Origin of the sequence: Streptomyces sp. SID5785 (assembly GCF_009870065.1) — a bacterium.
GTDB lineage: Bacteria > Actinomycetota > Actinomycetes > Streptomycetales > Streptomycetaceae > Streptomyces.
On sequence record NZ_WWIA01000368.1, the window covers coordinates 1 to 13377 of the forward strand.

Below are 13377 nucleotides of genomic sequence, written 5' to 3' on the forward strand. Positions count from 1 at the left end.
CTGGGTCCGGGCGAGGCCCGCCTGGATCTCGCAGTAGCCGCCGGTGCCGGGCTCGGTGAGCCACTGCTGCCAGCGGCGGCCGCCGGGGCCCGCGCCCCACACGAAGAGCTTGCGGCCGCGCAGCAGGTCGGTGGAGGTCTGCACGAGGCCCTGCCCGGCGTCGTCCAGCGCGGCGATCCAGCGCCGTCGGCCGTCCTCGACCTCGTAGAACCAGTCGGCGGGGAACTGGCTGTTGAGCGGGTACGTGCGGTCGGCCCCCGCGGAGCGCGGCACCGGGACACGGGTGAGGCTGCGGGTGTAGCCGAAGTGCCAGGCCTCGTCGGCGGGGGCGAGCACCCGGCGCTCCTCGGGGACCGCGATGTTCGACCACCAGTACACGGGCGCGGGCTTCTCGTGCGGGTTGCGGACGCGCACGCCCACATAGAGGAAGTCGCTGCCGTCGGGGAGCCACAGGTCGACCTGGAAGGGCAGGTCGCGCAGCCGCTCCCACTCCCACAGGCGCAGCATCGTGCCACCGTCGGGCGCCTCGACCGGTGCGGCGTGCACGGGGGCGCAGGACAGGGCGGTGTGTCCGGTCGCGCCGATGTTCCACTCGATGCCGCCGGAGTACCAGGCACCGTTGAGCGCGAAGTCGGCGGGCTGGAACACCGGGTTGCGGTAGAGGAGTTCACGCTCGGTGGGCTTGTGCCACAGGGAGGCGATGCGGCCGCCGAGGCCGGGCAGGACGGTCGCGCGCAGCCGGTCGTTCTCGATGACGATCGTGTCGAGCGTGACGGGGGCGCGGTCGCGGCCGTAACCGTCGCGGACACGCTCGGGCAGCACGCTGGTGAGCGGGCGGTAGCCGAGCTGGCGGGCCATGTCGAGCGGCAGTTCCTCGCGGTCGCGCTCGTCGAGTTCGTGCATCTCGTCGAGCGGGCGCAGGGGTGGCAGCGGGTTCGTGGGTCCCAACGCGACGCCCGGCAGGGTCAGTGCCTCGCGGCGTATGTCGGTCACGGCTGCCTCCCGTCGCCCGGGAGCGCCGGCCGCCCCCGATGACCATGGAACATCCTTCGCGCCGCCCTGACCAGGGGCCCACCGGGTCAGGATTGCGCAAAGGCGCCGTGCGGGCGCGGGGAGCGGCGCGCACCGAGCATGCCGGTGGTCAGCGCCCAGCGCTGGTGGTCGCGCCAGGCGCCGTCGATGTACAGGAAGTCGGGCGAGAAGCCCTCGAGACGGAAGCCCGTGCGGCGGGCGAGGGCGATGGACGCGGCGTTGCCCGGCTGGACGTTGATCTCCAGACGGTGCAGTCCGAGCGGTCCGAAGGCGTGGCGGACGACGAGTCCGAGCCCCTCGGTCATCAGGCCGCGCCGCGCGGCGTGCGCGAAGACGCCGTAGCCGAGGGCGCCGCAGCGGAAGGCGCCGTGCACGACGTTGTTGATGCTGACGTACCCGGCGAGGGCGCCGGTGTCCCGTGCGCACACCAGGAATCCGTGCCGGTCCGCGGCGTCGATCAGCCGGCCGGCGTAGGTGGCGAACGACGCGGCGTCGGTGGGCGGGAAGAGCCAGGGCCGGTGCAGCTCCCGGCTCTCGCGGGCACGCCGGGTGAACTCGTCGCAGTCGTCGAGGGTCAGGGGGCGGATCGTGACGCGCTCGCCCTCGGCAGTGGTTCCGGCCATCTCGTCAGGCTACCCCCGCGCGCATCGGCTACGTCCGGCGCCGGGTCGCGAAGTAGGCGCCGCACGCGGCGCCGATGAGGGCGACCGCGGCGAGCGCCAGGTAGAGCGGCATGGACACCTCGGGGATCAGCAGCCGGATCCTGACCTGCTGGGTGTTCTCGAAGATGAAGACGAGAACGAGGACGACCAGGACCAGGATCCCGATCCGGCCCGGGGTGACCATGCTCGTGGCGCGGCTCCCGGAGGAGCTCGCGGTGTCCTTGGGGCTCATCGGCCGTCCCTTCCCTTGCCCGTGGGTCCGCCGGAGGCCGCCGCCTCCCCCGCCCAGCATGAGCGGGGGACGCGGCGGGTGCGCGGCGGCCGTGGGCCGGTCGGGTGACGGCCCCGGCGGGTCGCGGCGGGCCGGGGCGGGCCGCCCGCCGGGTCAGGGGGCGACGACCGGCAGCTCCACGGTGCCGGTGTCACCGGGGGCGCTGGTGACGGTCACCGGCTTGATCCCCTTGTTCCCGCCGTACGCGTCGTCGCTCGCCGCGATCACGAAGCGGATCCGGTGCCCCTTCTCGTACCGGTGCACGATGCCGGGCAGCGTCACGGTGAAGGGCCGGGTCACGTCCGGCACGCGGACCGGGGCGACGAGCCGGTGGACGAGCGTCCTGGTGCCGTCGGGGGCGACGTCGTACAGCTTCGCGAAGAGGACGAGCTTGTCGGCAGCGTCGCCGGAGTGCTGCACCCGCTCGGTCTTCGGCGAGATCACCTTCAGGGTGGCCTTCGGGGCGCCGACGACGTCCGTGTCGGCGGTCAGCGGGTCGGTCGTCCAGTCGAGGTAGGTGCCCCGGATGTCGTACGGGTCCGGGTCGGGCAGCCCGATGATGCCGGTGAGCGAGGACTCGGAGTGGCTCGTCGGGACCAGCCAGTTGCGGTACTCGCGGCTGCCGCGGGCGACCTTGCCGCGGTCGTCGACGAGCTTGCCGTCCCCCGACAGGTACAGCGTGCGCGTCAGCGGGGGCACGCCGGAGGCCGTGGCGTAGGTGCCGTCCGGGCCGCCGATCCAGTCGCGGTAGTAGGCGAAGGCCGGACCGGTGTCGACGCCCTTGTCGTGGTGCAGGTAGCGGTCGAACCAGGCGAGGACGCGGCGGCCGACGTAGCTCGTCTCCAGGTTGCCCTCCGACAGGTTGAGCTCGCCGCTCGCCGCGTCGGTCCGCCCGCCGCTGTGCCCCCAGGACTGCCAGATCATCTTGGCGGTGGTGCCCTGCGCGCGCAGGGTGTCGTAGGTCGCCCGCGCCTCGTTCAGGTTGAACAGCGAGTCGGCCTGTCCCTGCACGAGCAGGGTGGGCGCCTTGACGTCCTTCAGGTACGAGACCGGGGAGACGCCGCGGGCGTAGTCGAGCAGGGCCCGGGTGCGGTCGGCCGGATAGCGGCCGGAGTTGAGGGTGCGGATCGTCGCGCAGGCGTCGTCGACGAAGTGCAGACAGGTCAGCTTGTTGATGCGGGAGGGGTCGAGGGAAGGGACGAGCAGCGGCTGGCCCTCGCCCATGAGGTAGAAGCCGTTGGTCCACTGCCACTTGAAGACGCCGGGGACGTCGCGGTCGGCCGCGTTCTGCGGGTCGAGCGAGTAGGCCAGGTCGTTCCAGGTGATGAGCGGGACGAGGGCGTCGACGCGGGGGTCGACCGCGGCGGTCGCCAGCTGGACGGCGCCGCCGTACGATCCGCCGATCATGCCGACGCGCGGGTCGCCCTTCTTGTCGGCCGTGACGTAGTCGGCCCGGGTGCCGTCGTCGGCGGCGCGTGTCCCGGCGAGGAAGTCGACGAGGGCCGACGCGGCCCGGCCGTCGATGCGGGGGTCGTCGAGGGAGACGAGACAGCCCGACTTGCCGAAGCCGAGGCCGGAGTAGACGAGGGCCACGTAGCCGCGCTGGGCGAAGGCACGGCCGGTGGCGGCGGTGGAGCCGTCGGACTTGCTGCCGCCGAAGCCGTTCGTGGTGAGCACGGCGGGGGCGGGGTGGGCGGCGTCGACGTCCGTGGGCCGGTACAGGTCCGCGTCGACGGTGCAGGAGCGGCCGCCGGCCTGCACGGTGAACGTGAGCGCGCTGACGGTGTACGGGTCCTCGGAGGCCGCGGCCGCGGCGGGCGCGGTGCACACGAGAGGGGTCGCCAGGGCGGACGCCGCGGCGGCGAGGGCGATGGCCGGCTTGAGACGGGGTCGGGGCACGGGTCCTCCACGCAAGGTTGTACCGACCGGTAAGTACGCGGGCGGAGTCATGGTGTGACACGTGTCAGGGGCCGGTCAATGGGTGTGCCGGGGTTTGTTCTCCGGGCTGACACCCGGTCAAGTCCCCGTCGAGGCAAGGACGGTGCGGGCCGGACGGCGACGCGGCGGGCGACTCCGTGCGGCCCGGCCCGGAGACCGCCTACCGCAGCGCCGGCACGTCGAGGGTCAGGGAACCGGCCTCCGCGTCGAGCGCCGCCCGCACCCCCAGCGGCACCGTCAGGGCCCCGGAGCCGTGCCCGAATCCGAACCCGTCCACCACGGGGACCCCGAGTCCGCCGAGCCGGTCCACCAGCAGATCCCGCACCGGCTCGCAGTCCTGCCAGGACCCGAGGACGAACCCGGCGGCCCCGTCCAGCCAGCCCGCGCGCAGCAGCTGCGTGAGGTACCGGTCGATCCGGTACGCCTCCTCCCCCACGTCCTCCAGGCATACCAGCGCACCGCGCGCGGAGGCCCGCGCCGCCGGTGCCCCGAGCTCCGCGGCCAGCAGCGACAGACAGCCGCCGAGCGTCACGCCCGCCGCGACCCCGGGCACGAGTGCCCGGTACCCGTCCGCCGCGGTGATCGTCCGCACCGACTCGGGCTCGAACAGCGTGGCCCGCAGATGCTCCCGGGCCCGCTCGTCCTTGACGAAGTCCGCCGCGGCGACCATGGGCCCGTGCAGGGTCGACACCCCGAGCCGCACCGCGAACGCCTCGTGGAGCGCGGTGATGTCGCTGTAGCCGACGAGCGGCTTGGGCCGGCCCGTCCGCAGCGCCGCGCGCATCGCCGTCCAGTCCAGCAGCTCGACCATGCGCTGCGCCCCGTACCCGCCGCGCGCGCAGAACACGGCGTCGACGTCCGGGGCGCACCAGGCCCACTGGAGGTCGGCGGCGCGCTGGGCGTCGGTGCCCGCGAGGTAGTCGAACTCCGGGTGCGCGGTGAGGACGTGCGGCGCCACGACCGGCTCCAGGCCCCAGCCCCGCAGGACGTCGAGGCCCCCGGCGAGCCGGTCCTCGGGGACGGGGCCGCTCGGGGCGACGACCGCGACGCGGGCGCCCGGCGCGAGCCGCTCGGGGCGTGTCGTCGCGGCCGGCGCGCCGGGGTCCGTCACTTGGTCAGCTCCAGGGTGGGGACCCCGTCGACGTGCAGGCCGAACACCTGTGCGTACAGCGACAGTTCGGCCTCGAGGGCGCGGATCATCGTGTCGGCGCGGCGGAACCCGTGCCCCTCCCCCTCGAAGGCGATGTACGCGTGCGGGACCCGGCGGCCCTGGCTCTCGACGCGGGCGAGGAAGCGCTCGCACTGGGCGGGCGGGCAGATCACGTCGTCGAGCCCCTGCAACAGCAGGAAGGGCACGGTGAGCCGGTCGGCGTGCTCGGCGGGCGAGCGCTCCGCGTACCGCGCCGGCACCTCGGCGAGCGGCCCGACCAGCGACTCCAAGTACTGCGATTCAAAGTCGTGGGTCTCTCCCTCGGCCCAGCCGGCCAGGTCGAGGATCGGGTAGATGACCGTGCCGCACGCGTACACGTCGGTGCTGGTGAGGGAGGCCGCGCTGGTCCAGCCGCCGGCGCTGCCGCCGCGGACGGCGAGCCGCGCGCGGTCGGCGGTGCCCTCGTCGGCGAGGGCGAGGGCGACGGCGGCGCAGTCCTCCACGTCGACGACGCCCCACTGCTCGCGCAGCCGCTCGCGGTACTCCCGGCCGTATCCGGTCGAGCCGCCGTAGTTGACCTCGGCGACGCCGATGCCGCGGGAGGTGAAGTAGGCGATCTCCAGGTCGAGGACGAGCGGGGCGTGGCTCGTGGGTCCACCGTGCGCCCAGACCACGTACGGCGGGAGCTCGCCGTCGGGGGCCGTGTGGTCCGGGCTGTGCGGCGGGTAGATGTGGGCGTGGACGTCCCTGCCGTCGGGCCCGGCGAACGTGCGGATCTGCGGCTCCGGGTAGTACGCCGGGTCGACCGGGTCGCTGTGTGCGGCGCCGATCACGCGGGCGCGCCCGGTGCGGGTGTCGAGCTCGACGACCTCGGCGGCGGTGCGCGGGCTGGCGGCGACGCCGACGACCCGGGTGCCGTGCGCGGCGACGGCCGAGGCCCACTCGGTCCAGGGGCCCGCGGTGTCGACGACCTCGCCGGTCTCCGGGTCGAGTATGCCGAGCGCGGTCGATCCCACACCGTGCACGACGGCGACGAGACCGCCGGGCAGCGGCGCGAACCAGGTCAGGCCGACCTTCCACAGCGGTCCGCCGAACTCCTCGTCGCGCGGGCACAACGGCCGGGCCGCGCCGGGCGCCCCGCCCGCGACCGGCACGTCGAGCCGGTACAGGTTCCACCAGCCGCTCGCGTCGCCGGAGTACAGGAGCGCCCCGTCGGTGGCCCAGTCGGCCTGGCAGACGGACTCCGCGGGACCGCCCGCGACGGTCCTGGCAGGGCCGAGCGTGCCGTCGTCGGCGACCTCGGACAGCAGCAGCTCGGTGCCGTCCCAGGGCATGCGCGGGTGGTCCCAGCCGAGCCACGCGGCGTGCCGGCCGTCCGGGGAGAGACGGGCGCCGGTGACGAACCGGTGGGCGCCGTCCGACAGTTCGCGGACGGCGGTCCGGTCCTCGGCCGCCGATCCGTCGAGCGGGACGGCGGCGAGCACGCGGCGCACGTCGCCGGGCCCCTCCCCGGTGAACTCCTCCAGGACGCACCAGACCTCTCCGTGTGCGGGGCGGAGCACCGGGTCGGCCCAGCGCAGCCCGCCGCCGAGGGCGGACACCGGGGTGAGCGGGCGCGGGGCGGCGTCCGGCGCGTCCGGCGCGTAGGCGTAGAGCCGCTGGTCGGCGAAGTTCACGAAGACGACGAGCGGGCCCTCGGGGCGGTCGGTGCCGGCCCAGGGGCGGCCGCCGTACTCGATGACGCGGCTGCGCACGTTCCACGGGGCCGGCAGCACCACGTGCTCGGAGCCGTCGGGGCGGCGCCGGACGAGGGCGCGGCGGCCGGCCTCGGCCGGGCGCGGCTCGGTCCACCACGCCTCGTCGCCGACGAAGCCCGGGTACTCGGGCCGGCCGTCGTGCGCGGCGGCGAGCGCCGCGTCGATCGGCGACGGCCACGACCCGTACGCCTTGATGTCCACCATCTGGTCCCCGTCCCCCATGTGGCCCGGTTCCTCCGTGTCCTTCGCGTCCGCCATCTTCGCCCAGTCCGTTCGCTTCTGTCTGCGTGCGTGTTCAGGCCGTGCGCAGGAACCGGTCGAGCACGCGCACCCCGAAGTGCAGCGCCTCCACCGGGACCCGCTCGTCCACTCCGTGGAAGAGGGCCTGGTAGTCGAATCCCTCGGGGAGCTTGAGCGGCGCGAAGCCGTAGCCCGTGATGCCGAGGCGGGAGAACTGCTTGGCGTCGGTGCCGCCCGACATGCAGTACGGCACGACGTGTCCCTCGGGGGCGAACTCCTCGACCGCGGCCCGCATCCGGGCGAAGGCCGGAGCGTCGACCGGAGCCTGGAGCGCGACCTCCCGGTGGTGGTAGTCCCAGTCGACGTCGGGTCCGGTCAGTGCGTCCAGCGTGGCGCGGAACTCGTCCTCGGTGCCCGGCAGGTACCGCCCGTCGACCAGGGCGGTGGCCTCGCCCGGGATCACGTTGACCTTGTAGCCGGCGGACAGCATCGTCGGGTTGCTGCTGTTGCGCACGGTCGGGGCGACGAGGGCGGCGGCCGGGCCGAGCCGCTCCAGGAGCGCGTCGACGTCGAAGTCCGGCGCGTCGACGTCGGTCTCGATGCCGTAGACGGCGGCCATCTCCCGGAGGGCGGCGCGGACCGTCGGGGTGAGGCGGACCGGCCAGCGGTGCTCGCCGATCCGGGACACGGCGGCGGCGAGCCTGCTCACCGCGTTGGCCGGGTTGACCTTCGAGCCGTGGCCCGCCTTGCCCCGTGCGGTGAGCTTGAGCCAGCCGGTGCCGCGCTCGCCCGCGGCGATCGGGTAGAACTGCCGGCCCGAGCCGTCGTGGAAGGTGAAGGCGCCGGACTCGCTGATGCCCTCCGTGCAGCCCTCGAACAGGGCGGCGTGCCGGTCGGCGAGGAAGCCCGAACCGTCCTCGGCGCTGGCCTCCTCGTCCGCGGTGAAAGCGAGGACGATGTCGCGGCGGGGCCGGAACCCGGTCCGTGCCCAGTTCCGCACGGTCGCGAGGATCATCGCGTCCATGTTCTTCATGTCGACGGCGCCGCGCCCCCACACGACGCCGTCGCGCACCTCGCCGGAGAACGGGTGCACGCTCCAGTCGGCGGCCTCGGCCGGGACGACGTCGAGGTGCCCGTGGACGAGCAGGGCGTCCGCCGACGGGTCGGTGCCCTCGATGCGGGCCACCACGTTCCCCCGCCCCGGGGTGCGCTCGAGGATCGTGGGCTCGAGGCCCGCCTCGGCGAGCAGCGCTGCGGCGTACTCGGCGGCGGGGCGCTCCTTGCAGTCGCCGCCGCCGTGGTTCGTGGTGTCGATGCGGATGAGGTCCGAGGTGAACGTGACGACCTCGTCCAGGGCCTGCCCGTCGACGGTGCCGGGCCCGGGGTGCTGCTCAGCCATACTGCTCCTCCACCGCGGCCGAGGCGATCGTGGTCACGGCCTTGAACGTGCGGATGCCTTCGTACATGGTCGCGTGGGTGTAGGCGATGCGCCGCTCGCCGGTGCGCTCGACCCCGGGGACGACGGTCGAGGCCATGGCGAGGTGCTCGGCGTCGAACTCGACCTCGACGGTGAAGGGGCCGGCCTGCACGGGTGCGTGCCGCACGGCGAGCGACGCGGCGTCGGCGGCCGCGGCCCGGATGTCGGCGGCGGTGCGCGCGGGGGTGCGGCACACGGCCGCGTACCGGGAGACGTGGTCCTTGACGGCGACCTTGCGGGCCTCGGGCGCGTACCCGAGGGCGTCGTCGCAGGCGTGGTCGTCGCCCGTGACGAGGACGACGGGGACGCCGTACTCGGCGACCACGTGCGCGTTGAGCAGGCCCTCGCTCGCCCGGACGTCGTTGACCCAGACGCCCGTGATCTGGTTGGCCAGGTAGGTGTGCGCGAGGACGCCCTCCATGCCGGCGCCCGCGTGGTACCCGATGAAAGCGATGCCGTCGATGTCGCCGTGCTGGACGCCCTCGACCATGGAGAGCGACTTGTGGCGGCCGGTGAGCATCTCGACGCGGTCGTCGAGCTGCTCGAGCAGCAGGTTGCGCATCGTCCAGTGCGCCTCGTTGACGAGCACCTCGTCGGCGCCGCCGTCGAGGAAGCCGAGCGCCGCCGCGTTCACGTCCGACGTGAACATCGAGCGGCAGCGCTCCCATTGAGGGGTGCCGGGGAGCACGTCGGCGGGCCAGGTCACACCCGTGGCGCCCTCCATGTCGGCGCTGATGAGGATCTTCATGGCCAGCACCGTACGCGGATCGGGCCGCCGCTCACCAGGCCTGTGGATAACTCTCAGTGGTATAGACCGATGTCACACCCGGAAGGCGCAGTTTCCGCTCGTCAGAGCCCTGTGCACGGTACGGCGCGGACAGGGCGTGCCGCGTCCGGTGCACGGCGACCGGACGCCCCGTCAGTCCTCGTGCCCCAGCTGGAGATCCCGCTCGGTGCGGCCGCCGCCGGCCACCTGGAGCACGGTCGCGACCGGCGGGTACCCCGCCGCGATCACCGTGTACTCGCCGGACGACAGGTCGACGAAGCGGAAGGTCCCGTCCGCGCCCGTCGTCAGCGTGTCCACCACGTTGCCCGCGGCGTCGAGCAGGGTGACGCGGGCGTCCTCGACGGGGCGTCCGCCGAGCGCCCGTACGGTGCCCCGCAGGACGGCGCCTCCGGCGAGCTCGACGTCCTGGCGGGTCTCGCGCGCCGCCATCACGGTCACCGGCAGCGCGGCCGGCCGGAACGCGGGCGCGCTGGCGGCCAGGGTGTACTCCCCGGCGACGAGCTCGGTGATGACGTAACTGCCCTCGCGGGCGCTGCGGGTGGTCGCGACGACCTCGCCGTGCACGTTCGTCAGGGTGACCGTCGCGTCCCGCACCGGGGAGCCGTCCGCGGTGACGACACAGCCGGTCAGGCGCCCCGCGCCGCCGAGCACGACGTCGAGCTCGACGGGCCGCTCCCCCACCGTGACGGTGACGGCCTGCGGCTGGTGGCCGCCCGCCGCGGCGATCAGCACGTACGAGCCGGTACCGGGTGTGGAGAGCGCGTAGCGTCCGTCGTCCCCGCTCGCGCCGCGCCCGATCTGGGTCCCGCCGACGTCGATCAGGGTGAGGGCGGCCCGGGGCACCACGGTGCCGTCGGGGTGCTGGACGGTGCCGCAGACCGGGACGCCCGCGGGGTGCGGGGACCGCTCCTGGGCGGGGATCACCGGGTGTTCGGTGGCGGGGGTGGGGGCGGCGCTGGACAACAGGGGTGTCTCCTTGAGGAAGAAGGCGAGGAGCAGGCCCAGGACGAGGACCGGCACCAAGTAGAGGAAGATCCGCGGCATCGCGTCGGCGTACGCCTCGATGTACGGGGTGCGCAGCGCGGCGGGCATGGCGTGGACGAGCTGCGGGGTGATCGATTCGCCGTCGGGGCCGCCGCTGCCGCCGGCGGGCAGCCGGTCGCGCAGGGCGTCGGCGAGGCGGTTCGCGAAGAGGGTGCCGAAGATGGCGGCGCCGACGCTGCCGCCGATCTGCCGGAAGTAGTTGTTGGCGCTCGTGGCGGTGCCGAGGTCGGAGGGGCGCACCGAGTTCTGCACGGCCAGCACGAGCACCGGCATGATCAGGCCGATGCCGGCGCCGAGCACGGCCATGTAGACGCTGTACTCCAGGCGCGGGGTGTCGACCTCCAGGCGGGACAGGAGGTACATGCCGACCGTGGACAGGGCGCTGCCGAGGATGGGGTAGATGCGGTAGCGGCCGGTGTGGCTGATGAGCTGGCCCGAGATGATGGACGCGCCGACGACGCCGCCCATCATCGGGAGCATGAGGAGCCCGGACTCGGTGGCGCTGGCGCCGTCGACCATCTGCAGGAAGGTCGGCAGATAGCTGGCCGCGCCGAAGAGGGCGACGCCGACGACCATGCCGACGAGCCCGCTCAGGTTGAACACGGAGTCGCGGAACAGTCGCAGCGGGATGAGGGGTTCGGCCGCGTACTTCTCGGCGACGACGAAGAGCACCGTGGAGACGAGGGCGCCCGCGCCGAGTCCGAGGATGACCCGGTCGCCCCACGCGTACTCGGTGCCGCCCCAACTGGTCAGCAGGACCAGGCAGGTGGAGGCGGCGGCCAGCAGCAGAGCGCCCAGGACGTCCAGCCGCGCCTTCGCGGTGGGCCTGGGCAGCTTGAGGACCACCGCGGTGACGGCGAGGGTGACCAGGCCGAACGGCACGTTGATGTAGAAGCACCAGCGCCAGGAGAGGTGGTCGGTGAAGTAGCCGCCGAGCAGCGGTCCGGCGACGGAGGCGAGGCCGAACGCGGCGCCGATCAGGCCCATGTAGCGCCCGCGTTCGCGCGGCGGCACGATGTCGCCCATGATCGCCTGCACGCCGATCATGAGGCCGCCGGCGCCGATGCCCTGGACGGCGCGGTACGCGATGAGCTGGTCCATGCTCCCGGCGCGCCCGCAGAGCGCGGAGCCGATCACGAACACGCCGATGGCGAAGAGGAAGACGCCCTTGCGGCCGAAGAGGTCACCGAGCTTGCCGTAGATCGGCAGGCCGATCGTGGAGGTCAGCAGGTAGGAGGTGATCGCCCAGGACATCTTGTCGAGGCCGTGCAGCTCGCCCACGATCTTCGGGAGCGCGGTGGCGACGATCATCTGGTCGAGCGCGGCGAGCAGCAGGGCGAGCATGAGGCCGAGGAAGACCATGCGCACCCGGCGCGGGGTGAGCCCGTGCGCGGGCAACTGCCCCTCGAGGGCGGTCTGCCGGTGCGCCGTGGCGTCCCGGGCCGGTCCCGCCACGGCGACCGGGTCCGGTGCGGGGGCCGTCACCGGGCCCCCGACCGCCTCGGTCTCCAGCGTCGTCGTGCCCACCTGCAGCTCCCCTCGTCGCCCTTGCGCCGCCCATTTCTCGCATTACGCGACAACGAGGGGCAAGTGAGACGAGGGCCTGCTCACGGGGGCGTGATCGACGAATGCGCCGGTCGGAGCCCTACGGCGTACAACCGGCGCGAAACGAAAACCACTCGAAACGGTGAGCGGTGAATCAGTGCGCGAGCGTCACTTCTCGACCTCGGCGGCGAGCTTGGCGAGGACCGCGTCGTAGATGCGGCCGAGCCCCTTGGGCGCGAAGGTCTTCTCGAAGAAGCCGCCGATGCCGCCCGCCCCGTTCCAGACGCTCGTCACGGTGACCCGGGAGCTGCCCTCGCCGGCCGGGGTGACGCGCCAGGTGGTGACCATCGAGGAGTTGCGGTCCTTCTCGACGAGCTCGCCCTCGGTGGGCTCGCCGACGTCCAGCAGGCAGTCGCGGACGCGCTTGCTGGTGGCCTGGAGCTTCCAGTGCACGAGGGTGCCCTCGCCGTCGCCGCCCTCGCGCACCTCGTACTCGCTGAAGTGCTCGGGCAGCAGCTTCGCGCGGGTGCCGCTGTAGTCGGCGAGGGCGTCGAACACGTCGTCCGGCTTCGCGGCGACGACACGCTCCGTGGTGGCCTCGACCTGCGCCATGACTGTTCCTCCAGCACTTGGTTCCTCAGGGGTTCGCCCCAGCCAACCACCCGCCGTACCCGCCACCAAATCCGGGTCGTGGCGAGGCTCGCACGATCAAGGGAACATGTGTTCTATTCTGGGGCCGATGCTAGCGAGGAGGCGTCATGCGCTGGGACAACCTCACCGACCCGACCGGCTCCACCGACCCCGGTGACGGCCGCGGCGAGCACGGCCGCACCCCCGACGCCGCGCTGTTCGGCGCGGACGCGGTGACGAGCCGCACGATCGACACCCCCGAGTTCGCCGGGGTGACCTTCCACGAGATCCGGGCCCGCTCGATCGTGAACCGGGTGCCGGGAGCCTCCCGGATGCCGTTCGAGTGGACGGTCAATCCGTACCGGGGCTGCACCCACGCGTGCGTGTACTGCTTCGCGCGGAACACCCACCGCTATCTCGACCTGGACACCGGGCTCGGCTTCGACAGCCAGATCGTGGTGAAGGTCAACGCGCCGGCCCTGCTGCGCCACCAGCTCGGCTCCCGCCGCTGGCACGGCGACCACATCGCGATGGGCACCAATGTCGACTGCTACCAGCGCGCGGAGGGCCGCTACCGCCTGATGCCGGGCATCCTGGAGGCGCTGCGCGACTACGCGAACCCGTTCAGCATCCTGACGAAGGGGACACTGATCCTGCGCGACCTGCCGCTGCTGCGGCAGGCGGCCGAGGTCACCGACGTCGGCGTCTCGGTCTCGGTCGGCTTCGTCGACCAGGAGCTGTGGCGCACGGTCGAGCCGGGCACGCCCGCGCCCGAGCGCCGGCTTGACGTGGTCCGGGCGCTCACCGACGCGGGGGTCGGGTGCGGGGTGCTGATGGCACCCGA

Annotated in this window: 11 protein-coding genes; 1 reads left to right on the plus strand and 10 read right to left on the minus strand. The window is 73.5% G+C overall.

Annotated elements, in window-relative coordinates; all coding sequences use genetic code 11:
- The 10 genes from GTW43_RS12010 to GTW43_RS12055 all read right to left on the minus strand — a co-directional run.
- Window positions 1-993, minus strand: a 993-nt coding sequence (locus GTW43_RS12010) for a DUF5107 domain-containing protein (protein WP_161301642.1), incomplete at its 3' end; no start/stop codon positions are given.
- 86 nt (window positions 994-1079) lie between these two features.
- The gene (locus GTW43_RS12015; RefSeq protein ID WP_161301643.1) at window positions 1080-1655 is read right to left on the minus strand and encodes a GNAT family N-acetyltransferase; all 576 of its coding nucleotides are present in this window, start codon (window positions 1653-1655) and stop codon (window positions 1080-1082) included.
- 28 nt (window positions 1656-1683) lie between these two features.
- Window positions 1684-1926: a lipopolysaccharide assembly protein LapA domain-containing protein gene (locus GTW43_RS12020; RefSeq protein WP_161301644.1), complete on the minus strand. Its 243-nt coding sequence runs from the start codon at window positions 1924-1926 to the stop codon at window positions 1684-1686.
- 153 nt (window positions 1927-2079) lie between these two features.
- On the minus strand, window positions 2080-3864 hold the full coding sequence (locus GTW43_RS12025; protein WP_343245977.1) for a CocE/NonD family hydrolase: 1785 nt from the start codon (window positions 3862-3864) through the stop codon (window positions 2080-2082).
- Window positions 3865-4063: 199 nt separating this feature from the next.
- Complete coding sequence (locus GTW43_RS12030) at window positions 4064-5014, minus strand: LD-carboxypeptidase (RefSeq protein WP_161301646.1); 951 nt, start codon at window positions 5012-5014, stop codon at window positions 4064-4066.
- Entirely contained in the window at window positions 5011-7014 is a 2004-nt protein-coding gene (locus GTW43_RS12035) for a prolyl oligopeptidase family serine peptidase (RefSeq protein ID WP_237536547.1), read from the minus strand. Before GTW43_RS12035 ends, GTW43_RS12030 begins: the two co-directional genes overlap by 4 nt.
- Before the next feature lie 91 nt (window positions 7015-7105).
- Window positions 7106-8449 (minus strand): M20/M25/M40 family metallo-hydrolase, encoded by a 1344-nt coding sequence (locus GTW43_RS12040; RefSeq protein ID WP_161301641.1) that lies wholly within the window; start codon window positions 8447-8449, stop codon window positions 7106-7108.
- On the minus strand, window positions 8442-9275 hold the full coding sequence (locus GTW43_RS12045) for a M55 family metallopeptidase (protein ID WP_161301640.1): 834 nt from the start codon (window positions 9273-9275) through the stop codon (window positions 8442-8444). Before GTW43_RS12045 ends, GTW43_RS12040 begins: the two co-directional genes overlap by 8 nt.
- Before the next feature lie 171 nt (window positions 9276-9446).
- Window positions 9447-11885, minus strand: a complete 2439-nt coding sequence (locus GTW43_RS12050) for an MFS transporter (protein WP_161301639.1) — start codon at window positions 11883-11885, stop codon at window positions 9447-9449.
- A gap of 186 nt (window positions 11886-12071) precedes the next feature.
- Entirely contained in the window at window positions 12072-12515 is a 444-nt protein-coding gene (locus GTW43_RS12055; protein WP_161301638.1) for an SRPBCC family protein, read from the minus strand.
- 146 nt (window positions 12516-12661) lie between these two features.
- On the opposite strand from GTW43_RS12055, the gene GTW43_RS12060 reads away from it, so the two are divergent.
- The coding region (locus GTW43_RS12060) for a radical SAM protein (RefSeq protein ID WP_161301648.1) at window positions 12662-13377 on the plus strand (716 nt) is incomplete at its 3' end.

What these genes read in the sequence shown, in the direction of transcription:
- GTW43_RS12020 (WP_161301644.1), bottom strand. Translation starts at nt 1,926, where the DNA reads ATGAGCCCCAAGGACACCGCGAGCTCCTCCGGGAGCCGCGCCACGAGC.
- GTW43_RS12015 (WP_161301643.1), bottom strand. Translation starts at nt 1,655, where the DNA reads ATGGCCGGAACCACTGCCGAGGGCGAGCGCGTCACGATCCGCCCCCTG.
- GTW43_RS12035 (WP_237536547.1), bottom strand. Translation starts at nt 7,014, where the DNA reads ATGGTGGACATCAAGGCGTACGGGTCGTGGCCGTCGCCGATCGACGCG.
- GTW43_RS12040 (WP_161301641.1), bottom strand. Translation starts at nt 8,449, where the DNA reads ATGGCTGAGCAGCACCCCGGGCCCGGCACCGTCGACGGGCAGGCCCTG.
- GTW43_RS12055 (WP_161301638.1), bottom strand. Translation starts at nt 12,515, where the DNA reads ATGGCGCAGGTCGAGGCCACCACGGAGCGTGTCGTCGCCGCGAAGCCG.
- GTW43_RS12045 (WP_161301640.1), bottom strand. Translation starts at nt 9,275, where the DNA reads ATGAAGATCCTCATCAGCGCCGACATGGAGGGCGCCACGGGTGTGACC.